We start from the raw sequence: 22,154 nt of genomic DNA, 5'->3' as shown, positions 1-22,154 counted from the left end.
AATATATTATTCGAATTCAATCGTCGCCGGGGGCTTCGGGCTCATATCATAGCACACGCGGTTTACGTTCTCGACCTCTGCCAGGATTCTGTTAGTGATTCTGTCGAGAATCTCCCAGTCTACGTGCTCGATGCTGGCTGTCATCGCGTCGATGGTATTGATTGCACGGATGATTACCATGTACTCAAAGCATCTTGCATGATTCTTCATTCCCACAGACTTGAAATCGGGTACTACCGTAAAATACTGCCATACTTTCTTGTCCAGTCCTGCCTTTGCGAACTCCTCGCGCAGGATAGCATCTGACTCACGGACAGCTTCCAGGCGATCTCTTGTGATAGCGCCGAGGCAGCGAACACCAAGTCCCGGACCCGGGAACGGCTGACGGTAAACCATTTCAGCAGGCAGGCCAAGCTCAATACCGCAGGCACGAACTTCGTCCTTGAAGAGCTGCTTTAACGGCTCTACCAATTCAAACTGCAAATCTTCCGGAAGTCCTCCCACATTGTGGTGAGATTTTACCATCTTTGCAGTCTTGGTTCCGCTCTCGATAATGTCCGGATAAATCGTTCCCTGTCCAAGGAAATCGATTCCTTCCAGTTTTCTCGCTTCTTCCTCGAAAACACGGATAAATTCTCCGCCGATAATCTTTCTCTTCTCTTCCGGATCAGATACATTTTCCAGCTTTCCAAGGAAACGCTCTGTAGCGTCTACATAAATCAGATTTGCATGAAGCTGGTTGCGGAATACCTCTACAACGCTTTCAGATTCATTTTTCCGCATCAGACCATGATTTACATGTACGCAGACGAGCTGCTGTCCTATCGCCTTAATCAGCATCGCTGCAACTACGGAAGAATCTACGCCGCCTGACAGCGCCAAAAGAACCTTTCTGTCTCCTACCTGTCTGCGGATCAGCTCTACCTGATCTTCAATAAAGTTCTTCATGTTCCAGTTTGCTTCTGCCTTACATTCATCAAATACGAACTTTTTCAACGTCTCCTGATCCGGCAGGCTGTCAAAACGAACGTCGCATCTGGATGCAGGATAGTCTACGGAAATTACCGGATAGCCCCATGTATAAAGCTCTGGTCTTACTTCCACTTCTTTTCCATCTACCACACGGTTTTCTCCGCCATTTAAAATAATTCCTTTTACATTGTCAAGAGCCTTTATTTCTTCCTCTGTAATATCATGAGGATGAATCTCGCTGTATACGCCAAGTTCACGAATCTCCCGGGCGAGTACCGTATTCTCTGTACTTCCCAGATCCAAAATAACAATCATATCCTGCTTCATTTGTCTCTCCTTTTAACTGGTCAGATTATTTCCAACATTTTTATTTTACTGATTTTCCTTTAGTTTCGCAAGCAATATTTCAAATATTCTCTATCATCCACTGCGGACGCTGTCACAGCTCTTTTTTATCGCCTGCTGCATCGCCCTTGCCGCCAGTGTTCCGGCTACATTTACATCGCTTTCTACCTCTCCCACACTGCAGGCATAGATGCTGTCTCCGTCAGCCATAGTTCCAACCGGATTGATGCATCTCGCATACGCATTTCTTGCCATAGAAGCAATTTTATTCAGCTTTGCCTTATCAAAACGTGCATTGCACACGATGCAGCCGATCGTCGTATTTGTATGAAATAAATCCTGAGGCGTCGTCATCATTTCTACAAACGCCTCTTCCAAATCCACAAATTTCGTTCTTTCCGCATCCATAAGGCCTGCTATCTTTTGTCCGTTCTCCGGATCAAAAACATCTCCGAATGCATTAACGACTACGACAGCCGCTATTTTCAGCTCCCCTGCCTGAAGCGCATAGATACCCAGACCGGACTTTGTCGCCCGTTCCATTCCAAACAGCTTTCCTACGCTGGCTCCCGTTCCTGCTCCGACATTTCCCATCGATACATCGCAGCCTTCCATCGCCTTTCTACAGGCCTCATATCCCATATCCGCATCCGGACGGATATCGCTTCTTCCGTATCCCAAGTCAAAAATGCAGGACTGACATACAAGAGGTATTTTGGAAAATCCCGTGTCGTATCCAATCCCCTGCTCCTCCAGACAGCGCATCACACCGTCCGAAGCCGCCAGACCATATGCGCTTCCTCCTGACAACACGACAGCGTTCAGCGGATTATCTGCCGTCATGCTGTCTGTAAGCGGCGTTTCTCTCGACGCCGGACCTCCCCCGCTGATGTCGCAGCCTGCCTGTGCGCCCCGTTTAAAGTACAATACGCTTGCGCCTGTCTTTGCTTCATTATCCTGCGCATGTCCTATGGATACGCCATCTATCTCTGTAATTGCGATTTCCCTTATAAATCTGTCCATCAAATTTCCCTCTCACCCTTTCTGTTCACACCCGAAGCTATTCGGCAACCACTGCCGTTCCGCTTGCCGTTACCATAAGCATTCCGTTACCTGCACCGAGCACCTCATAATCGATATCAACGCCTACAACCGCATTGGCCCCCAAATCTGCCGCACGCTGTTCCATCTCCTTCAGGGCGTTCTGTCTCGCCTAAACAAGCTCTTCCTCATAGCTTCCTGATCTTCCGCCGAAAAAGTTGCTGAAAGAAGCCGCAACATCGCGCACGAAATTTACGCCAGATATGACTTCTCCAAATACAATTCCCTTATATTCCGTAATTCTTCTTCCTTCTACAGACACTGTCGTTGTCACTATCATTCCCATTCCTCCGTTTCTTCCTTTTATAGGGTACTGTGAAAGTAGAAGCTTTCTGTTGATTGTTGCAAAATGCGTTACAAATTTATTATTTATATCATAGCAAAAATCATTTTAAGATACAATCGTTTCCTGGCAGGAAATCCTGCCTGGTTACTAAAATTAAATTCCCCCAAATTTTTACGAAATAGAGGGGTGTCTATCTTTCAATTTCTTGTGTGATACTTTACCGCACATGAACATTGGCAGAGGGAATGAAACAAAAAGACATTGCATTTCAGTTAGGTATCTCTGAAGCCTATGTTACTCAACTCAAAAAAGTTATAGCATTTTTTCTTACTAGAATTAGAGCCATTTTAGGGCCAAAAACCATAAAACAACCCCGGAAATGCCCATTTTATCAGCATTTCCGGGGTTCTGTCCGTTATTCAAACTCGACAATTACTAATCAATTTTGTTTAGAGATTATTCTCTGTCGTGTTTACAGTTCTTTTGATTATTTGATTTATCCATATTATCCTGCCTATACAGGCTAATGTTATCATTTTGTTATCGGTGTTGATAACACTTGCTCTGTAACTGTGGATAATAGCACTATATTCTATTTCAGATCATAAGCGATTTTGCTTAAAAAATCAATCCCTATTCAAATTCATACCATTCCTTAAATCTCAGTCTTTGAGCAAAATACGATTTTTTTTGTATTCAATCATGCCATCTTTCTGCATTTTAGAAAGCTCGTTGCACATAGTACTGCGGTCAACATTCAAGTAATCTGCTAACTGCTGACGGTTATATGGAATCAGAAAAGAATTACTTCCGGCATGTTTTGCGCATTCTGAAAAATAAGACATCAATCGTCCTCGTATGGATTTGGAACTGGTGTGCAAAATCCTTTGTGAAAGTTGCAGACTTTTATGAGCACAGACAGTCAGTAGATTTCGTGCAAGGTTTGTATGAAAAGGGCAGGCGTTTGTGCAGGTAGTCAGAACACGTCCCACATTCATAAACAACACAGAGGTATCTTCCACGGCAGACACTGTAACCAGCATCGGCTGTCCCGGAATACAGGCATATACCTCAGCAAATACAGAACCAGGCGCAACACTTCCTAAAATGCCGGTATTCCCCCAAATATCGTTACAAGATATCATTGCCATGCCTGACAGCACAATGCCGATATTCTCTATAATACTCCCTTCTGAAAGAATTACTTCTCCTTTTTTATAATTGCGTTTTACACTATTCAAACAGCTTAAAAGCGAGGAGATGTCATCTTCTTCTAACCCACGGAATAGCTGCATATCGGATAATTTCATATTTTTTGCCCTTTCGTTGTTATAACAACAGATTTTTATTTTTAATTATAATATACTATGCCCAGAAAGACAAGAGAAAGGATGGTATAAAATGATTCGAAGAATTATCCAAATAGATGAAGAAAAATGTAACGGATGTGGTGCGTGTGCCGAAGCTTGTCACGAGGGTGCAATCGGCATGGTAAACGGCAAAGCAACGCTTCTGCGAGATGATTATTGTGATGGTTTGGGAGATTGTCTGCCAACCTGCCCGACAGGTGCAATTTCCTTTGTGGAGAGAGAAGCTGCCGCCTATGATGAAAAAGCTGTGCAGGAAAATATGAGGAAAAAAGCGAAAAGCAATCATGCCGCTGTTCCCCATACAGGCTGCCCCGGCAGTCGAATGCAGCGTATTCAACATTCACAAGAAACAACTCCTTCTGCCCGGGTACAGACAGAATCACAGTTGGGACAATGGCCATGCCAAATCAAACTGGTACCGACTAATGCACTATATTTTGACGGCGCAAAATTGTTAATTGCAGCGGATTGCAGTGCATACGCCTATGCCAGAATGCACGAGGATTTCATGCGTGGGAAAATTACGATTATCGGCTGTCCAAAGCTTGACAGCATAGACTACAGCGAAAAGCTGACGCAGATCATTCAAAACAACAACATTCAAAGTGTGACGGTTGTACGCATGGAAGTTCCCTGCTGCGGCGGACTGGAATTAGCTGCCAAAAAAGCGTTGCAGGCAAGCGGAAAATTCATTCCTTGGCAGATTGTTACGATTTCGTTGGATGGTAAAATTTGGGAATAAAAGGAGAGATACTATGAGTAAAAAAATGAAAAACATTGCTCAATCAGAAGTACTGACGCTGAGAGAACAAATTTCTTATCAGGAGGGGCAGGTTGTCAGCAAAACTTTGACACAAAACCAGGCAGTAAGTATTACCCTGTTCTCATTCGCAAAGGGCGAAGAGATCAGCACCCATGAATCGGGTGGGGACGCCTTCGTCACCTGCTTGGATGGTATCGGAAAAATCACGATTGATGGCGTTGAATATCTGCTGCACGAAGGAGAATCTATTGTCATGCCAGCAGGCCATCCCCATGCGGTATATGGGCAGGAAGCGTTCAAGATGCTTTTAGTAGTTGTATTTTAATCAAACGCAAAATTGACAAAGGAAGGTGATTTTATGAAAGCAACAAAAGTAGATAAGGATCTCTGCATTGGCTGTGGGCTTTGCTGTGGGATCTGCGACGAAGTTTTCCGTATGAACGAGCAGGGAAAGGCGGAAGCGTATCAACCAGCAAACGCTGAAAATCAAGGTGCTGTACAGGAGGCCATCGACTCGTGTCCTGTGTCTGCAATCGCCTGGGAAGATTAATTCAAACGCGTCTATATGCTTTTTTGATTGAGAAGAAACCACATTATTTCAAATTTTAATAGTTTTTAGGAGGTATATTATGGAACAAAAAATGTTTTGCTATCAGTGTCAGGAAACCGCCGGGTGCAAGGGCTGCACCATGTCCGGCGTATGCGGAAAGAAACCTGATGTAGCGGCCATGCAGGATCTGTTGGTCTATGTCACAAAAGGAATTTCGGCTATTACGACTGCATTGCGTCAGGAAGGTAAGCAGGTATCTGCCAAAATCAATCACTTGATTACTCTGAATCTGTTCACTACCATTACCAACGCAAATTTTGATAAAGAGAGCATTGAATCAAGAATCCGTGCTACACTGACCGAAAAGGAAGTTCTGCTAAAGCAAGTTACCAATCTGACTGTTCTGCCTGAAGCCGCAAAATGGAACGGATCTGAAAACTGGGAAGAAAAAGCCAGAACTGTCGGTGTTCTTTCTACCGAAAACGAGGATATTCGCTCTCTGCGCGAGTTAATCACCTACGGTTTGAAGGGACTTTCCGCTTACTCGAAGCACGCAAATGTGCTGTTGAAGGACAACGATGAAGTTGACGCATTTCTTCAGAAAGCACTGGCTGCCACGCTGAATGACAACCTTAGTGTAGAAGATCTGATTGCTCTAACAATGGAAACAGGAAAATACGGAGTATCCGGTATGGCAATGCTGGATAAGGCTAACACAGACAGCTATGGAAACCCCGAAATTACAAAGGTAAATATCGGTGTCAGAAAGAACCCCGGCATTCTGGTATCCGGCCACGACCTGCGCGATTTGGAAATGCTGTTAGAACAGACACAGGGAACTGGAGTGGATGTGTATACGCATTCCGAGATGTTGCCAGCTCATTATTATCCCGCTTTCAAAAAATATCCTAACTTTGTTGGTAATTATGGGAATGCTTGGTGGAAACAAAAAGAAGAATTTGAATCCTTTAACGGTCCTATTCTAATGACAACCAACTGCATTGTTCCTCCTAAGGATAGTTACAAAAACAGACTTTACACTACCGGCGCTGCGGGATATCCGGGATGTACACATATTCCGGGAGAAATTGGCGAACAAAAAAATTTTTCTGCGATTATTGAGCATGCAAAAAAATGTGTCGCTCCGAGTGAAATCGAAACCGGTGAAATCATCGGCGGATTTGCCCATGCGCAGGTTCTGGCTTTGGCAGATAAAGTTGTAGAAGCTGTAAAAAGCGGTGCAATCAAAAAGTTTGTGGTTATGGCGGGCTGTGATGGTCGAGCAAAGAGCCGCGACTACTATACAGAATTTGCTAAGGCTCTGCCGAAGGACGCTGTCATCCTTACTGCCGGTTGTGCAAAATATAAATATAACAAGTTGTCTTTAGGCGATATCAATGGCATCCCGCGTATTCTGGATGCAGGTCAATGCAATGATTCCTATTCCCTTGCTGTAATCGCCTTGAAACTCAAAGAGGTCTTTGGGCTTGACGATATTAACGATCTGCCAATTATCTATAATATCGCATGGTACGAGCAAAAAGCTGTTATCGTTCTTCTGGCTCTTTTATATCTTGGTGTGAAGAATATCCACCTTGGCCCTACACTTCCGGCATTTCTCAGCCCGAATGTTGCAAAGGTCTTGGTCGAGAACTTCGGCATTGCAGGAATTGGCACCGTGGAAGAGGATATGGAGAAGTTTTTCGGTATTAACGCATAAATAATACTCCGTCAAAAAAATAGATCCAACAGGCATAAAGAAACCTCGGAAACCCTTGTAAAATGGGCATCCGAGGTTTTCTGTCTGTTATTCGAATCTGACAACGCCTAATCAATTTTGTTTATATATTATTCGTTATCGTGTTTATAGTTCTTTTGATTATTTGATTTATCCATATTATCCTGCCTATACGAGCTAATATTATCATTTTGTTTTCAGACTTGCTTTCCACCATACACCTTTTCTTATTGATAAATCATCTCATTATCCACAATCTCCCTCGCACACGTTTGTATATTACTCATTCTCCCTATCCATTTTAAGGTATCATCTGCCTTTAACTATTCTGTAATCCCCTGCCCCCTGCGCCTGTTTCATCTGCTCTACAATCCTTTCAAAGCGTTCTTGTGCCTGTTCTTCTATATCTGCAAGATAACTATTCAGCCTGCCACTTGTAAGCAGAGTAATATAAGCCGCTCTCTTATGTTCTTTCAAATAGCGTTTATGCCTTTGTCCCCATACACCGATAAATCTCTGTTCTTCTTCCTCCGGCAAGGTAAGACAGGGGATAAGATAATCCCCGTGTCTGATATAAATGCCGCCCATTTCTTCAAATATTGTTTTCTTCATAATCGTTTCCACCTTTCTTATCGTTCTCTATCCATAGATTTTTTCTTAACTGACCGTTTCGGTTGCTGCCTGCCTTCCTGCTGATAGCGGTGCAATTTTTCCAGTACACTCGCTTTTTGGGGCTGTTCTAACGGATTCTCTTTCTTCGGTTTCGTCTGATTTTTCCACGCTCTCAGTTCTTCATTGTATTCCATAATCAGTTCTTCTGCCTTGTTATAAACCTTCTGAAAGGATTGCACATTGGGATAACCTTCCCGTTTTACGATCCGCCCCATACTCCTGTGCAAACGCTTTTCCAAATCCTCTAACAGCTCAATTTTCCCTTCCAGAGATTTTCGTTCTTTGCCTTTAAATAGTCCTCGTAACTCTGACAGTTGCTTTTTCAAAGAAGAAATATCCTGTTGTGTGCGTTTTATCTCCCTTGACTGTCCCTGTAATTCATACATGAGCTTCTGCATATCCTTCCATTCCTGCAAGTCAATCTTTGGCACAGTTCTTGGCGGCAGCTTAAATTTGAAAATCACCTCCTGTAAAAAGTCTTTTGCTCCTCGGATAATCTGACGGAACATATCCGGCAGCCAACCGTGTGTCCTGATAGATTGCAGCGTTTCGTCTGTGATTTTTTCCTGCTTAATCTTCAAAATATCTTCTTCAGGAACACCCTCAACCAATGCCACATCAACTGTCCGATTCCATTCCTGCCTTGCCGCATTGTCTGCCTTTATCTCCTCCGCTTTCGGATTGTTCTTTCCGATTTTCTTCATTGCCAGATAAACACCGCCCTGTTGGAATACAGAAAGTTTTTCTGATTCTTCTTTTACATAACAGTTAATCGTATCGGTAAACAGTTCTTTAACTTCTTTGGTAAAGGCTTTGTTCTTAAACCATTCCTCTTTTTTTGTGAAGATATGACTTTCATATACTTCCCCTTTAGGGATAATACTGCACCCAGCTCGGATATTTCCCTGCACGTCTAAAATCTCTTTTTTCGTGCGTCTATGCTTTCCCTGCTCATCATAAAACATATTTCGGGTGGCAATCTTCACTTCGGGCTGCTCCAACATTTTCCGTTCACTGAATACCAGATGAATATGATAATTCGTCTTTGTCTTGTTGTGATGAAGGGCTGCGCTGCACTCCACGCCATATCTTTTATGGAAAGTTTCCGTAAAAAGTCTTACCACATCATCTGCCCTATACTGAACAAAACTTTCGGGAAGTGCAATAATAAACTCACGCCCTTCGATACATTTCCCTGCCGTTCCTCTCGCCTTAAAATCCAACTGATTTTCTCTTGCAAGATTTTTCCAAAACTCAGGTGTTGCCCCTTCCGTCTGATAGGTAGCATAGAGATGTTCCTGCCTTTTGGGATTGGAAATATAATCAATACGCCCTGCCACATCGGACAGCTTACTTTGTCTGATAAATGAATGTCTGCCTATAAGCATCCTCCTTTCTCGGCTTGCGCCGGCTTTACTGTGAGTAGGTGCATAGGCACCTGTTTACGAACTTATCCGCCTATCGGCGGCTTGCCCCCTGCAAGGGCGAAATACGCCGAGCATAAACGAAGTTTGTGCGATGGGTGTATTTCGCTCTCAAACGCCGAGGGCTTGTTTTTGTTTAACAAAATCCGATTACTTCTCGGACTCATGCTTAGATTTATGGGCGTATCCGCCCTTTTTCTCTGCCCGTATCCGGGCTGCTTTTTCTATGACTGACAGCAGATTATCTACGGTACTTTCTTCCCATCCGGCAAGCCAGATCAGAGTTTTTTCCTCTGCTTTTGTCAGTTCCACGTCTGTCCAGATATTCTTTTCTTGCCCGTTCCCGTTCTTCCTTTGTCGGTGCAGTTTTTGATTTTCCAAACAGGTCACGCATGACCATCTTGTCCAATTTTTTCTCCAACTCCTTCTTAATTTCTTTCTCGCAACTCTCATCTTCAATCAAATGAAAGCGGAGCAGCTGCATAAATAATTCCTGTGATATTTGCACATTTCTCATCGTATCCCATCCTCTCTGTGACGGTATGTGACAGTTGTGACGGTTATTTTAATACTGCCCCCGTTGTCAAAAATACCGTCACAACTGTCACCAACTGTCACGCTGTTTCCGTATCGTCTTTCCAAAACCGTATTTTTCTTCCATCATGGGTACGGTTGTTCTTATAATAAATGCCATGTTCTGCATACAATCTCCCTGAAAGAATGTTCAGTTTTCTTGTAATAACGTGGGGCTGAATTTCTACCTTTATCAGAGAAACCAGTTCCGTTGCTGAACCTTCCCAAGAAGAAATGTCCTTCATAACAAGTTCGGCAATCTCATCCAGTAAAGGTTCAGGCGGCTCTTTCCACAATTCGGTTTCTGCCCTTTGCAGCTCCCACAACAAAGTTTCCGTATTACGGACAAGGTATAGTTTTTGGTCTTGCTGATCCCTGCCTGATACTTCCAAAGTTGCTGCATTGCCTGTCCGTTTTTCTTTCTGAAGGAGAAACGCTCCGTCTGCCGCACCAAGCAGTCCACTTGTCCCCGAAATCATATCAAACTTATCATCCGCCGTCTGTTTCCTTGTGTGGTGTACAAGCAGGATACAAAGACCGTGGGCGTCTGCAAAACTTTTCAATCTTGCCATAATCTGATAATCGTTTGCATAACTATAATTATCTCCGCCAACTTCACGCACTTTCTGAAGGGTATCAATGATAATCAATTTCGTGTCCGTATGCTCTGCCACAAACCTTGCAAGCTGTTCATCCAATCCTTTTCCCAGCTGACCAGCCGAAACAGAGAAGAAAAGGTTGTCTGCACTCTCTGTTCCAAACATCCGGTACAAACGTTCCTGCAAGCGACGGTAATCATCTTCAAGGGCAAGATACAATACCGTTCCTTTTCGGGTGGTATAATTCCAAAGTGGTGTGCCTGTGCTGACATGGTAGGCAAGCTGTGCCATCAGAAAACTCTTTCCCAATTTAGGAGAACCTGCAAAAATATAAGTGCCGGGGTAGAGCAGACCGTCAATTAACGGCGGCTTGCTCTGATACTGGGTGTCAAACAGTTCATTCATGGAAACTGCTTTGAGATAAGAGGGGTCTAAACTCAACTGCATTTCTCTTTGCATTTCCTCAAAACTCTTGATATTTTCTTCATACTCGTATATACTATTTTCAGCGATTTTTTGAATCGGCTGCTCCGTATCTGCGCCAACAGATACATTCGGGGCAGTCATTTCTTTTTTATTTTCCATTCTCATCCTCTCCTTTCAGACCGCCAAGAATAATGGAAATCAGTTCAATTACATTCATCAGTTCCTCATCCACGCTGTTTCCCGCTTCAATCCTTTTTAACTCTGTAAGGACAGAATCAAGTTCTAGTTTGAGTGCCTTATACACTCTCGGATTGCCCTGTACCACCACATCCTGATTCAAACAGCGGCGGTAACAGTATTCCTGTTTTGGCAATCCCGATAAGGCAACCGCCTTGTTAATAAGTTCATTTTCTTCGGGAGATACCCGAAACCCTACCGTAATGTTTCTCCAACGATTTTTGTTATCCCTGTTCTTAGCTGACATTTTCAACCTCTCCTTTCCCTAAATCATCTAATCTATCTGCCATTTCCGTCTGTTTTGACGGGAACAGATGAGCGTACTGGTAAGTGATGTCAATGCTTTCATGCCCCACACGGTCTGCAATCGCCACCGCTGAAAAGCCCATATCAATGAGCAAACTTATATGACTGTGACGGAGATCGTGAATGCGGATACGCTTTACCCCTGCGGCATTTGCCCCTCTGTCCATCTCGTGATGGAGATAACTTTTTGTGACTGTAAAGATACGGTCTTTCTTCTTTAATCCGTAAAGCATACTCAGATATTCCTGCATTTCCTCACAAAGAAACTTCGGCATTTTGATCATGCGGTTGCTTTTCTTTGTTTTCGGTGTGGTAATCACATCTTCTCCGTGTAGCCGCTGATAAGATTTATTGATTCTGACGGTTTCTTTCTCAAAATCGAAATCGGCTGCGGTCAGTGCAAGAAGTTCTCCTTCTCGGATACCGCACCAATAGAGCATTTCAAAAGCGTAAAAGGAAACTGGTTTGTCCATCATTTCAAAAGAGAATTTCTTGTATTCTTCTTTTGTCCAAAACAGCATTTCCTTGTGTTCCTCACTTCCCATATTTCCTACTTTTGCGGCAGGATTGGAACGCAGCTCATAGTAACGTACCGCATGATTAAATATGGCTGACAGTTGATTGTGCAGCGTTTTTAGATAGGTCTGTGAGTATGGCTTTTTCTTCTCATCCCGATAGGCAAGCAGTTCATTCTGCCATGTGATAATCTCTTTTGTGGAAATCTCGCTAATCCTTAACTTTCCGAAATACGGAAGTATCTTCGTGCGGATGATATGCTCCTTTGTCAGCCATGTGTTCTCCTTCAGACGTGTTTTCACATCCCGGATATACAATTCGGTAAAGGCTTCAAAACTCATATCAAGGTCAGAAGCATTCTGTAACTGGAACATCCGCTCCCATTCCTGTGCTTCTTTCTTGGTAGCAAAACCACGTTTACATTTCTGCCTACGCTCGCCTTTCCAGTTCACATACCTTGCCATCACATACCATGTTCCATTGTCCTCATTCTTAAATACCGGCATTATTTTTCCTCCTTTCCTGCTCCGTAGAGCCTTTCATAGAAATACTGGCGGTTCACACGCCCCGCAATCGTAATAAAGCCCTTTTCTTTCAATTCCTCATTCAACTGTCGAATTAACTTATAGGCATAAGGCTTTGATACGCTTAGTTCCTGTGCCACTTCTCCGGCACGAATAAATTTGTTATCCATAGATTGCCCTCCTTCTTTTCTAAACTTATTTGCTTAATTTCGAATTCATTATACTAAGCATATTTGCTTGTGTCAAGCGGTTTTTTGAAAAATATTAAACTTTTTTGTTTTGTATTATCTTGACTTCTCCTAAACATATCTGCTATACTGATTACACTACATATACAAGGAGCGATGATGATGGCTATTGGAGAAAGAATACATTTTTTCCGCATTCTGCGTGGAATGACACAAAAATATCTTGGTACGATTGTCGGTTTTCCTGAACGAAGTGCTGATGTACGTTTAGCTCAATATGAAACAGGAACAAGAAAACCGAAGGCGGAACTTACTGCTGCATTGGCACAGGCACTTGATGTTTCCCCTCATGCCCTCGATGTACCTGACATTGACAGCTATATCGGACTGATGCACACTTTGTTTACCCTTGAAGATCTGTATGGTCTGACTGTCAGCGAAGCAGACGGAGAAATCTGTCTGAAAGTCAACAAGGAAAAAGGAAAAAACGCCCACGAACTACTAAAAATGCTCTATGCTTGGAAAGAGCAGGCGGACAAGTTATCTTCCGAAGAAATCAGCAGGGAAGAATACGATAACTGGCGTTACCACTATCCGAAGTTCGATACCACACAGAGATGGGCAAAAGTACCCTCACAGGAACTTAGTGACGCTTTGGTTGAAATGTTCAAAGACCAACTCAAACCAGATAAATAAAGACGACAAAAAACCCTTAGCCATGAGTTTCATACCCACAGCTAAGGGCTTAGTTTATAATATGGATTTATTTGTTGCACAACCACCTGTCAATCATTCTTTAACCGCAAAACCATTGGATTACAAGAATAATGGCTCTTATGCAACTGTTATCAATTTGTTATCAAAAGACTTCTTGAAGTGCCGCAACCCCGCATAAATACTGGGTTTCTTTGATACTCCAACTTATTCGAACTCAATCGTTCCCGGCGGCTTACTTGTCAGATCATACATAACTCTATTCACGCCTCTAACTTCATTGATAATTCTGCTCATTACCTTATTAAGCACTTCATACGGAATCTCTGCTGCTTCCGCAGTCATAAAATCAACTGTATTCACCGCTCTGAGTGCAATAGCATAATCATAAGTTCTCTCATCGCCCATAACACCGACGCTTCTCATGTTTGTAAGCCCCGCGAAATACTGGCCGATACTTCTATCTAATCCTGCATTTGCGATTTCCTCACGGTAGATGGCATCCGCATCCTGCACGATTTTCACTTTTTCAGCGTTCACTTCTCCGATGATGCGGATACCAAGTCCCGGACCGGGGAATGGCTGACGGAACACAAGATATTCCGGAATTCCTAATTCTAATCCGGCTTTTCTCACTTCATCTTTGAAAAGATCTCGCAACGGTTCTATAATTTCTTTAAAATCAACATAATCCGGCAAGCCGCCTACATTATGATGCGACTTAATAACCGCAGACTCGCCTCCAAGACCGCTTTCTACTACATCCGGATAGATTGTTCCTTGCACAAGAAAATCAACTGCACCTATCTTCTTTGCTTCTTCTTCAAATACACGTATAAATTCTTCACCGATAATTTTACGTTTTTCTTCCGGCTCTTCCACACCTTTTAATTTTGCATAAAATCTTTCCTGAGCATTGACACGAATAAAATTGAGGTCATACGGTCCTTCCGGTCCGAAAACGGCTTCAACTTCATCGCCTTCATCTTTTCTCAGCAAACCATGATCGACAAATACGCAAGTAAGCTGCTTTCCGATTGCTTTTGACAACATAACTGCAGCAACAGAAGAATCTACGCCTCCCGAAAGAGCGCACAGCACTTTTCCGTCTCCGACTTTTGCGCGGATTGCTTCAATCGTGCTTTCTACAAACGCATCCATCTTCCAATCTCCGGTACAGCCGCACACATTTTTCACGAAATTATTGATCATCTTCGTTCCTTCTACCGTATGAAGCACTTCCGGATGAAACTGAATTGCATAAAGCTTCTCTTCTGCATTTTCTGCGGCAGCTACAGGACAGTCTGCCGTGTGTGCGGATATTTCAAATCCCGGAGCAATTCGGGAAATGTAATCGAAATGACTCATCCAGCAAATTGTAGATGGTGAAACATTATCAAAAATCTTTGAAGAAGTTTTATCAATCAAAACCTCTGTTTTTCCATATTCTCTCACATCTGCTTTCTTCACTTCCCCGCCAAGAACATGCATCATAAGCTGTGCACCGTAGCACAAGCCAAGTACCGGAATGCCCAGTTTAAATAATTCCTCTGTATAGGTAGGTGAATCCGGCAGATAGCAGCTATTCGGTCCTCCTGTCAGGATGATTCCCTTCGGATTCATTGCTTTGATCTTTTCAATATCTGTTTTGTAAGAATAGATCTCGCAGTATACATTACATTCTCTTACGCGCCTGGCAACAAGCTGGTTATACTGTCCGCCGAAATCAAGCACGATCACAAGTTCATTCTTCAAGATTGTCCTCCTGTTTAACACGGCATGATAACCGCTTTTTATGTACTCATTATAGTTGGGCGTTTCCGTTTTTACAAGTGCAACAAAAATTCCCAACGTATTTTATTATACGTCAGGAATTTATTATTCTCAACTATTTTGTAGTTTCCATCGTTTCGGTTTTAATTCGGTTTTAATTCAAGTTCTATTCATGTTTTATTTGCAAGATTGTAATTTCAAGATTCGGACAACCTTTCATACACATCTCTTTAAACATAAAATTTCTTATGCTGCATATTTTGCAATTTCTCTGCAAAGTTCTTCACAGTCATCTGTGTACATCTGCAAAGCAATTTCATTATTAATACCAAGATGCATAATTCCAAGTAATGACTTTGCATCTACGACTACATGTCCTTTTTTCATATCCATGTCAAATTCATACTTGGAGACCGTGTTTACAAAATCAAGAATCTCATCAGGATGCTTGAATGTAATCTTCATTTCACTCATTTTTCACCTCTCCTTTGAATATTTATGCGAAATTTAATTGTTTTTATATTTTTAGAATATTTTCTTTCTATTTTTCCCTAAAAACAATCATCTGTAATTTCCAGACCTCATATTATCATATTTTTCCAAAGTTAAAAGGGTGAATTTCTTTATAAAAGAGTACTTTTTTAATGCATTTATCGTATCAGCAATGCGCCGATTTACGGAATTCACTTGGCAGTACGCCCACTTCATCTTTGAATACTCTGCTCATGTATTTTGCATCTGAATATCCTGCCAATTCCGCAATCTGATTCAATTTCAGTTTCGTGTTGGTAAGCAGTTCTTTGATTCGTTCTATTTGTAATGTACGAACCATTTCTTTAAAGCCTACCCCGATTTCTTTTTTAAACTGACTGCTCAAATATTCTTCTGATACAAATAATTTATCTGCCATTTCTTCCAAGGTAATCCCCTGATCGTATTCCTTTTTTACCATCTGCAGCGCTTTTTGAATCAGCGGACTTAAATCGGCATTTTCGTTTTCTTCCTCTGCCTGAAAATTCAGTGTCCTGAAAAATAATTCTACCGCGGCGCGAATTTCTCCCCAACTCATCGCCTTCGCAATATCCTGCATGCTTTTTTGCACCTGCAGTTCCGAATGAATTTCTCTTTTCAGCTTATATGCGTTCAAAACAGCCATGTTAAAACGAATCAAAACTTCTTTTATCTGACTCGGACTATGCGGGTCGCGTTTACACAGATCATACAACGTATAATAACACTTTATGATTTCTTTTCGATTGGAAATAACTGCCGACCGGCGCAGCCTGTTCTCCAGTTCTGCCGGATATTTAAGAGGAACGATTTCCATAGATTCTACATCCTCGCGTCTGATCAGATCTCCTCTGTCAAAGAAAAGATTCCACTCCCGTATCATCCGTAGATTTTTAAGTGATACATTCAACATTTCTAAATGCTGCACATCCTCCCACAAACAGACCAGTTCCCCTCGGATCATTCCGCTTAATCGTGACACTACCTCATTTTTGAAAAAAGGATACCGTATTGTTTTTTTCTCCGGTCCATATATGATCACAGTAAAAAGATGCCATTCATCAATAGGAAGCACACAAACCGAAAATTCTTGATTCTGTCCAAGTTTTTCTAATATTTTTTGCGTCATCTCCCTCTGCTCCATATAGCCGTTTCCAAGCCATACCACAAACAGGTTTCCGCGATCGGCAAGCGTAAATCCATACTTTTCGTGTGTAATTCCGTCAACAATCTCATCTCTGTGGATCTGTCCGTTTAAACATGCCATAAAAATATTTTCTACGGAAAGAGCTGTTTCTATCACAAGTTCTCCCGCCAACTTGTCCTCAATCATCTGCAGCGCTTTTGCAATTTGCACTTTTTTCACCGGTTTCAGCAAATATTCGTCCACTCCAAAACTAATTGCCTGTCTTGTCCTGTCAAAATCATTATCTTTTGTAATTACAAGCACTCTGCTGTGAATTTGCTCAGACCGTATCTTTTTCAAAAGTGGCAAACCGTTTTTCCCCGGCAGTTCAAGATCCATGATAATAAGATCCGGGCGTTCTTTCACGATTATCTCACACCCTTTCCGTCCGTCTGCCGCTTCCCCGACAATTTTGCACCCTGATTTTATTTTATGTGTCTCAACCACTGTGTTTATAGCTTGTTTAATGACTTCTCTGGATGTCTCTTCGCTGTCAACTATTACGATCCTCATTCGTCACCTCCGCCTAAATATAAACCTTCGCGTTTATCTCTTACTGCTAATTCGTACCTTACTGTATCTTTCTAGTATATTCGGCTCTGACTCGATTTGTAAAGAACTTTCACTTCTATTCAGATAACATTTTGTGCAAATATTTTTCCCGCGTAGCCATCCCTCCCCGAATATGACGTTCTGACTTATTCGTATCCAATACCTTTCGCGCCTCTTTTGCTAAAGCCGGGTTGATCTGTATGAGTCGTTCGGTTACATCTTTATGTGCGGTTGTTACAATTTGGAACTGTTATATTATTACTGTCGTTGCATTCAGAAGCATCTGGTATCAGGATAGTCTCATCCAGCCCCAAATCCCCCAGCAGACGCAGATAAATGTCTACATTTCCACCTTTATCCACTTCTATCTTCTGAATCAGTTTTTTCAACTGCACATTTGTCATCTGGCGTACATCTGTGATATCTTCAATTGTTTTAAATGTGTTATTTAAAATTGCTTCCAGTTGCTCACCCTTCGTCAAATGATATGATACCATCTTCAATTCGTTTTCCAATCGTTCAATCTCTTTACGCATCCCACCAATTTTCTCATTCAATTCCTCACGAGAAATTAAATCATCCGTATACATATCCATATACTTCTCACGAGATTTTTTTAGTTTATTAAGCTGACTGGTCAGTTCTTTTTCATATTCTAGATTTTCATCTTTTGCTTTGTAGACACGCTGAAATTCATTTACCACGTGATTGATTACTTTTTTCTTCTGTTTCAATACATTTGCAAAATACTCCTGAAGAACTTCAATTAGTTCTTCTTCATCAACTGTTGTTTTGTTTGGGCAACTGTCGGCACCTTGTCCATTACGCCCTGAGCATACCCAGCGTACATAGGTATTCTTATAAGTGCGTACTGTTCTTCGGAAAGACCAACCACACTCTTTACATTTAATTAATGTAGAGAATAAATGTTTATTGCTTTGACGTTCATGAGTTATATTAAATGTGTCATGTCTGCTGTGCAAAATTTCCTGTGCCAGTTCAAAAGTTTCATCCTCGATGATTCGAATTTCAGGACGTTCCACTACAAACCATTCTGTTTCGTCTTTGTCTTTTCTCTGTCCCGTCAGGAAATCACTCACTTCCTGCTTTCCATTGATAATCTTTCCTGTATAAATCTCATTTGTTAAAATACGGCAGATTGCATTCTGACTCCACTTGCAGTTACGTTTTGTTTTAAAACCTTTTTCATTCAACATATTTGCAATCTTTAACGCACCATACCCCTCTTCGGTGTACCATTTGTAAATCTGTTTTACAACTTCTGCTTCACCCTGATTGATTTCAAGATTAAAATAATCTCCAATCGTTTTGTCGTAACCATACACGATATTCGGAACTCGTCCTTTTTCAGCGTTCATCTTCTTACCGAACTTCACACGCTTAGAAGTATTGGCACTTTCTTCTTGGGCAAGAGCCCCAAAAATAGTAAGGACAAATTCGCTGTTACCCATACTTGTCATGTTAGCTGTAAGGAACTGCGTTTCGATGCCAAGTGCCTTTAATTTGCGGATATTCTGCAGTAAATCTACAGTATTTCTGGCAAAACGGGAAATATCTTTTACCACAAGCATATCAAACATGCCTTTTTCCGCATCTGCCATCATACGAAGAAATTCCTTACGATTTTTAATTTTAGTTCCAGAAATACCCTCGTCTGCATATAATCTTACTAAGGTATCACCAGTTTGTTTTGTATATTCAGAGAAAAACTCTTTTTGAGCTTCAAGACTGTTAAGCTGATCGGCTGTGTCGGTAGAAACACGACAATATGCTGCAATGTTCATATATATCAACCTTTCTGTTATATAGATATCGTTCCGTTACAACTTTATTATATCACGTAACATCTAATTGTAAACATAGAAAATCGAGGTACTTGTATGATTCCTTATCAAAACAAGTCCTCGATTTTTCTATAATGAACTCCAATCATAATGTATACTGCCAATTTGTGCAACCTTTACTCCAACACATTCAAATTTCTTTTCATTGAAAATAGCATAATTAGTACCACCTTTAACCAGCGTACTTTTATATTTTATCCCATCATATCCTAAATGTTTGATGTAATCGCAAATATACTGTGTCGGAACATAATCCAACGCACGATCAAATCTTCTCATCGGCTTTGCGACTTCATTTCCAATTTTTCTTATAATCTCAATATTAATTGCAAACCACGTCATATCAAAATCCGGAACAGAGAATGGTCCTATTCTATCAAACAAACTCAAATCCACAATCTTCAAATCCTTTACTTGATGGAATTCGCCAACTGACACATGGTCATTATCTCTTGCCCTTACTTCGTGAAAAGTCGTTTCTTCATCTCCAGCTAAGTATAAGCATTGAACACCTTCTGAATTGGTTCGACCAGCTGTTGTTAAGTTTATAGGCGGTACACCCATTTTCTTGTTTGTGTATCCTGTAAGATAATTATCTTCATCGCAAATTCTTGAACGGAATAATTTCAAAGTACCTTTCGGAATATCTACAACCATATTTTCCAACAAATTTCTCAATTGTTTAAAATTGACCTGCTGAGAATGAAATCTATTAACATGTTTAATATTGTAACAAAAGTCATCCCAACTGTATGTTTTCAATATACATTGTCGCTCCATTTCATCCGCTGAAAAAAATTCTCTTATAGTTACTTTTTCATCAAATAACTCTGGTTCATCCTGATACCTTTCACTACAAATAGCTTTGATTATTCGTTGAAGACTATCCTCATCAACAGAAAAAACATTCCATCTTGCCAAAAAATTCTTTATGTAATCTGCTCTAATGTCAGATTCATCTACTCGCAAATGTTTTGCGACAGTAAATGCATCCATTATTTCTTCTAAATATTCTTCCAAGTAATGGTCTTCTTCCGTGTCATATATGATACAATTTGTTTTCTGTTGGATTTCGCAATCTCCATAACGGGCTTCGCTTGCAATCATTGAACTGAGTTGCTCATCCATAAAGCATTCTAATCCAATTTGCATTATTACTTTCCTCCCAAGAAATTACTAATCAATTCAATATGGTGCATGATTGAATATTTCTTCACAGTTCCCAAGCCTGGATATTTTCCAGAGTTATAACAATCATAAAATCCTTGCAAGCCTAATGTATTCTGTATGTTATTTTCATCACACCAATATACAAGCTTTTCTAAAGCTTCACCAAATTTTCCACCTGGGTCTTCGATTCCTTCATTAGAATCAGAGACAAAGTGGTGTATTCTTAATTCTTGCTTTTTATCAAAATAAACGATATGAATAGCTACTGCAACCGGTGCAAATCCAGACTCGTTAAATTCTTCTCCCACCACAGAATAATCCGCAAATCCTGTATAATTTTCATTTTGATAATACAAATGACTATCTGAAAAAAATTCATCCAAATTATCTAAATAATCAATGTTCCTTGACTGTTTATTAAAATTGTCTTCAAAAAGAACTTTAGAATCAGGAATAACTCTTCTAAAAGCACGATCGTCAGGAATCAATGTATACCGTGGCAATGAGTCTTCATATGCTTTCAAAAAACCATCTAAACAATCTCGATTTAAATTAATTATTAATTTTTCACTTTTAGCCTCATCATTTCTGAGTTCATCTGCGATTTTAGAATTCATAATATATGATTTAATGATTTTATCATTATTGGTTAACAACTCATATAATTCATTGGCAATTTTAGAATCTCCATTTCGCATTTCCTTTAATTTTATCCAAAAATCACCAACTGCCGGATTAAATACGACAGCAATTTCTCTATTTTTGTTGGCATAACTTTCTAATGTCTTCAATAATGTTGAAGATGGTTTTACAGGTTCTATGATTGGTATTACATTTTCTCCAATTCTTTCACCTTCTAATAATTCTCGCAAAGCAATCAATTCAAATTGCCTACCGCGCAAATATGGAAAGTACATTCTATACACCTCCGTATGATTCACTTAAAAAACTCATAATCTTTTTATAGTCTTCAGATTTAAGATCCATAAAATAAGCCAAAAACTTTAATTCATAAGGTATTTTTTATAATCCTCTTTAACAATTTTTGCTCTTTTCTTTAATAACTTCAAAACTGATAAGTATGCTTCTTCTAATGGTATTTCTAAGAACATTTTTTTACACTCTGAATAATATTCAAAAGCTGATACCACAGGTAAATAACCGTATTTTTTCAAAACTATCTCTTCATATTCTTGCTTTCTTAAAATTTTGAACAAAATACTGGTATCCAACGAATCCCTATATATCTCCGGTTTCTGTATCGTTTTTATAGTTCCTCGTTTCTGTAAAACATATATCCCTACTGGCTTTCCTATTACTTCTATCTTCTTTTGTAACACTGGTACATTTTCTATACAAGTAACAACTGCTACATGGTCAAAAGCTTTATAATAATCACTAATTTGGCTTTCCAGTCTATCAAAATTGTCTAATTCTGTTTTAATTTCATATACAACCGCTTTACCATTAATCAAAACGAAATCCGCTTTTGATTTTGCAATTGGAATTTCTGTCAATGCTGTTGTCGTATTTATGCTATGTACACCTAACAATAATTTGTTCAACAATGTATTTTTATAATAATATTCATTTCTATATTCATCTTTTAAAACATTATAAACTTCACTTACCAATTCTAAATTAGTTTTTCCAACTCCATTGTCAACATAGCGTCTAATTACTTGCCCGTATACCTTATCGTATCCATCTTCATAACAATGGCGAAAAGTATTTCGTGAGAAAAACTTATTTAAAATATTCAGCTTATTCTTTTCCATACTTCTCACCTCCATC

The 22,154-nt window shown here is 40.5% G+C and carries 21 protein-coding genes and 3 pseudogenes; 5 read left to right on the top strand and 19 right to left on the bottom strand.

The window, feature by feature from the left end:
- Nucleotides 1-6: 6 nt before the first annotated feature.
- From guaA (RUMTOR_RS09215) to RUMTOR_RS09200, 4 genes and pseudogenes are all read right to left on the bottom strand, one after another.
- Nucleotides 7-1,299, bottom strand: a complete 1,293-nt coding sequence (gene guaA, locus RUMTOR_RS09215; protein ID WP_004847372.1) for a glutamine-hydrolyzing GMP synthase — start codon at nt 1,297-1,299, stop codon at nt 7-9.
- Nucleotides 1,300-1,392: 93 nt separating this feature from the next.
- Nucleotides 1,393-2,340: a P1 family peptidase gene (locus RUMTOR_RS09210; protein ID WP_004847370.1), complete on the bottom strand. Its 948-nt coding sequence runs from the start codon at nt 2,338-2,340 to the stop codon at nt 1,393-1,395.
- 37 nt (nt 2,341-2,377) lie between these two features.
- Nucleotides 2,378-2,698, bottom strand: a pseudogene (locus RUMTOR_RS12940) (putative heavy metal-binding protein).
- A gap of 668 nt (nt 2,699-3,366) precedes the next feature.
- On the bottom strand, nt 3,367-4,014 hold the full coding sequence (locus tag RUMTOR_RS09200; protein WP_004847365.1) for a Crp/Fnr family transcriptional regulator: 648 nt from the start codon (nt 4,012-4,014) through the stop codon (nt 3,367-3,369).
- Nucleotides 4,015-4,105: 91 nt separating this feature from the next.
- Here RUMTOR_RS09200 and RUMTOR_RS09195 point away from each other — a divergent pair, with 91 nt between their 5' ends.
- The 4 genes from RUMTOR_RS09195 to hcp all read left to right on the top strand — a co-directional run bounded on the left by RUMTOR_RS09195 (nt 4,106) and on the right by hcp (nt 7,107).
- Nucleotides 4,106-4,816: an ATP-binding protein gene (locus tag RUMTOR_RS09195; protein ID WP_004847363.1), complete on the top strand. Its 711-nt coding sequence runs from the start codon at nt 4,106-4,108 to the stop codon at nt 4,814-4,816.
- Between the two features lie 13 nt (nt 4,817-4,829).
- Nucleotides 4,830-5,162 (top strand): cupin domain-containing protein, encoded by a 333-nt coding sequence (locus tag RUMTOR_RS09190; protein WP_009242442.1) that lies wholly within the window; start codon nt 4,830-4,832, stop codon nt 5,160-5,162.
- A 33-nt stretch (nt 5,163-5,195) separates the two neighbouring features.
- Nucleotides 5,196-5,387 (top strand): ferredoxin, encoded by a 192-nt coding sequence (locus tag RUMTOR_RS09185; protein ID WP_004847359.1) that lies wholly within the window; start codon nt 5,196-5,198, stop codon nt 5,385-5,387.
- A gap of 79 nt (nt 5,388-5,466) precedes the next feature.
- Nucleotides 5,467-7,107: a hydroxylamine reductase gene (hcp, locus tag RUMTOR_RS09180; protein WP_004847357.1), complete on the top strand. Its 1,641-nt coding sequence runs from the start codon at nt 5,467-5,469 to the stop codon at nt 7,105-7,107.
- Between the two features lie 245 nt (nt 7,108-7,352).
- On the opposite strand, the pseudogene RUMTOR_RS09175 reads toward hcp, so the two are convergent.
- The 7 genes and pseudogenes from RUMTOR_RS09175 to RUMTOR_RS09145 form a co-directional block, all read right to left on the bottom strand.
- A pseudogene (locus RUMTOR_RS09175) lies at nt 7,353-7,737 on the bottom strand (TnpV protein).
- Nucleotides 7,738-7,754: 17 nt separating this feature from the next.
- Nucleotides 7,755-9,185, bottom strand: a complete 1,431-nt coding sequence (locus RUMTOR_RS09170; protein WP_004847354.1) for a MobA/MobL family protein — start codon at nt 9,183-9,185, stop codon at nt 7,755-7,757.
- Between the two features lie 277 nt (nt 9,186-9,462).
- On the bottom strand, nt 9,463-9,738 hold the full coding sequence (locus tag RUMTOR_RS09165; RefSeq protein ID WP_004847351.1) for a hypothetical protein: 276 nt from the start codon (nt 9,736-9,738) through the stop codon (nt 9,463-9,465).
- Between the two features lie 97 nt (nt 9,739-9,835).
- Nucleotides 9,836-10,978, bottom strand: coding sequence for a helicase RepA family protein (locus RUMTOR_RS09160; protein WP_004847349.1), 1,143 nt, complete (start codon nt 10,976-10,978; stop codon nt 9,836-9,838).
- Complete coding sequence (locus RUMTOR_RS09155) at nt 10,968-11,303, bottom strand: plasmid mobilization protein (RefSeq protein WP_004847346.1); 336 nt, start codon at nt 11,301-11,303, stop codon at nt 10,968-10,970. Before RUMTOR_RS09155 ends, RUMTOR_RS09160 begins: the two co-directional genes overlap by 11 nt.
- Nucleotides 11,293-12,384, bottom strand: a complete 1,092-nt coding sequence (locus RUMTOR_RS09150; protein ID WP_004847345.1) for a site-specific integrase — start codon at nt 12,382-12,384, stop codon at nt 11,293-11,295. The genes RUMTOR_RS09155 and RUMTOR_RS09150 overlap by 11 nt, the downstream gene beginning before the upstream one ends.
- On the bottom strand, nt 12,384-12,572 hold the full coding sequence (locus tag RUMTOR_RS09145) for a hypothetical protein (protein WP_004847343.1): 189 nt from the start codon (nt 12,570-12,572) through the stop codon (nt 12,384-12,386). Before RUMTOR_RS09145 ends, RUMTOR_RS09150 begins: the two co-directional genes overlap by 1 nt.
- A 180-nt stretch (nt 12,573-12,752) precedes the next feature.
- Here RUMTOR_RS09145 and RUMTOR_RS09140 point away from each other — a divergent pair, with 180 nt between their 5' ends.
- Nucleotides 12,753-13,286 carry a helix-turn-helix domain-containing protein gene (locus tag RUMTOR_RS09140; RefSeq protein WP_035125020.1) on the top strand — a complete coding sequence of 178 codons (534 nt, stop codon included), beginning with the start codon at nt 12,753-12,755 and terminating at the stop codon, nt 13,284-13,286.
- Between the two features lie 225 nt (nt 13,287-13,511).
- On the opposite strand, the gene guaA (RUMTOR_RS09135) is transcribed toward RUMTOR_RS09140, so the two are convergent.
- The 8 genes and pseudogenes from guaA (RUMTOR_RS09135) to RUMTOR_RS09105 form a co-directional block, all read right to left on the bottom strand.
- Entirely contained in the window at nt 13,512-15,059 is a 1,548-nt protein-coding gene (gene guaA, locus RUMTOR_RS09135) for a glutamine-hydrolyzing GMP synthase (protein ID WP_009320664.1), read from the bottom strand.
- Nucleotides 15,060-15,323: 264 nt separating this feature from the next.
- Nucleotides 15,324-15,551 (bottom strand): HPr family phosphocarrier protein, encoded by a 228-nt coding sequence (locus RUMTOR_RS09130; RefSeq protein ID WP_004847338.1) that lies wholly within the window; start codon nt 15,549-15,551, stop codon nt 15,324-15,326.
- Between the two features lie 184 nt (nt 15,552-15,735).
- Nucleotides 15,736-17,286: a response regulator transcription factor gene (locus RUMTOR_RS09125; protein ID WP_004847336.1), complete on the bottom strand. Its 1,551-nt coding sequence runs from the start codon at nt 17,284-17,286 to the stop codon at nt 15,736-15,738.
- A gap of 115 nt (nt 17,287-17,401) precedes the next feature.
- Nucleotides 17,402-17,560: pseudogene (locus RUMTOR_RS12745) on the bottom strand (sporulation transcriptional regulator SpoIIID); the annotation flags it as partial.
- Nucleotides 17,547-19,130, bottom strand: a complete 1,584-nt coding sequence (locus RUMTOR_RS09120; protein ID WP_004847334.1) for a recombinase family protein — start codon at nt 19,128-19,130, stop codon at nt 17,547-17,549. The gene RUMTOR_RS09120 and the pseudogene RUMTOR_RS12745, both read right to left, overlap by 14 nt.
- Before the next feature lie 129 nt (nt 19,131-19,259).
- Complete coding sequence (locus tag RUMTOR_RS09115; RefSeq protein WP_004847332.1) at nt 19,260-20,342, bottom strand: RES family NAD+ phosphorylase; 1,083 nt, start codon at nt 20,340-20,342, stop codon at nt 19,260-19,262.
- A 2-nt stretch (nt 20,343-20,344) separates the two neighbouring features.
- Entirely contained in the window at nt 20,345-21,277 is a 933-nt protein-coding gene (locus RUMTOR_RS09110) for a sce7725 family protein (protein ID WP_004847330.1), read from the bottom strand.
- 87 nt (nt 21,278-21,364) lie between these two features.
- Nucleotides 21,365-22,138 (bottom strand): sce7726 family protein, encoded by a 774-nt coding sequence (locus tag RUMTOR_RS09105; RefSeq protein ID WP_242647703.1) that lies wholly within the window; start codon nt 22,136-22,138, stop codon nt 21,365-21,367.
- Between the last annotated feature and the right edge of the window lie 16 nt (nt 22,139-22,154).

Origin of the sequence: [Ruminococcus] torques ATCC 27756, from assembly GCF_000153925.1 — a bacterium.
Lineage (GTDB): Bacteria > Bacillota > Clostridia > Lachnospirales > Lachnospiraceae > Mediterraneibacter > Mediterraneibacter torques.
This window is presented reverse-complemented; position numbering and strand designations above follow the sequence as displayed.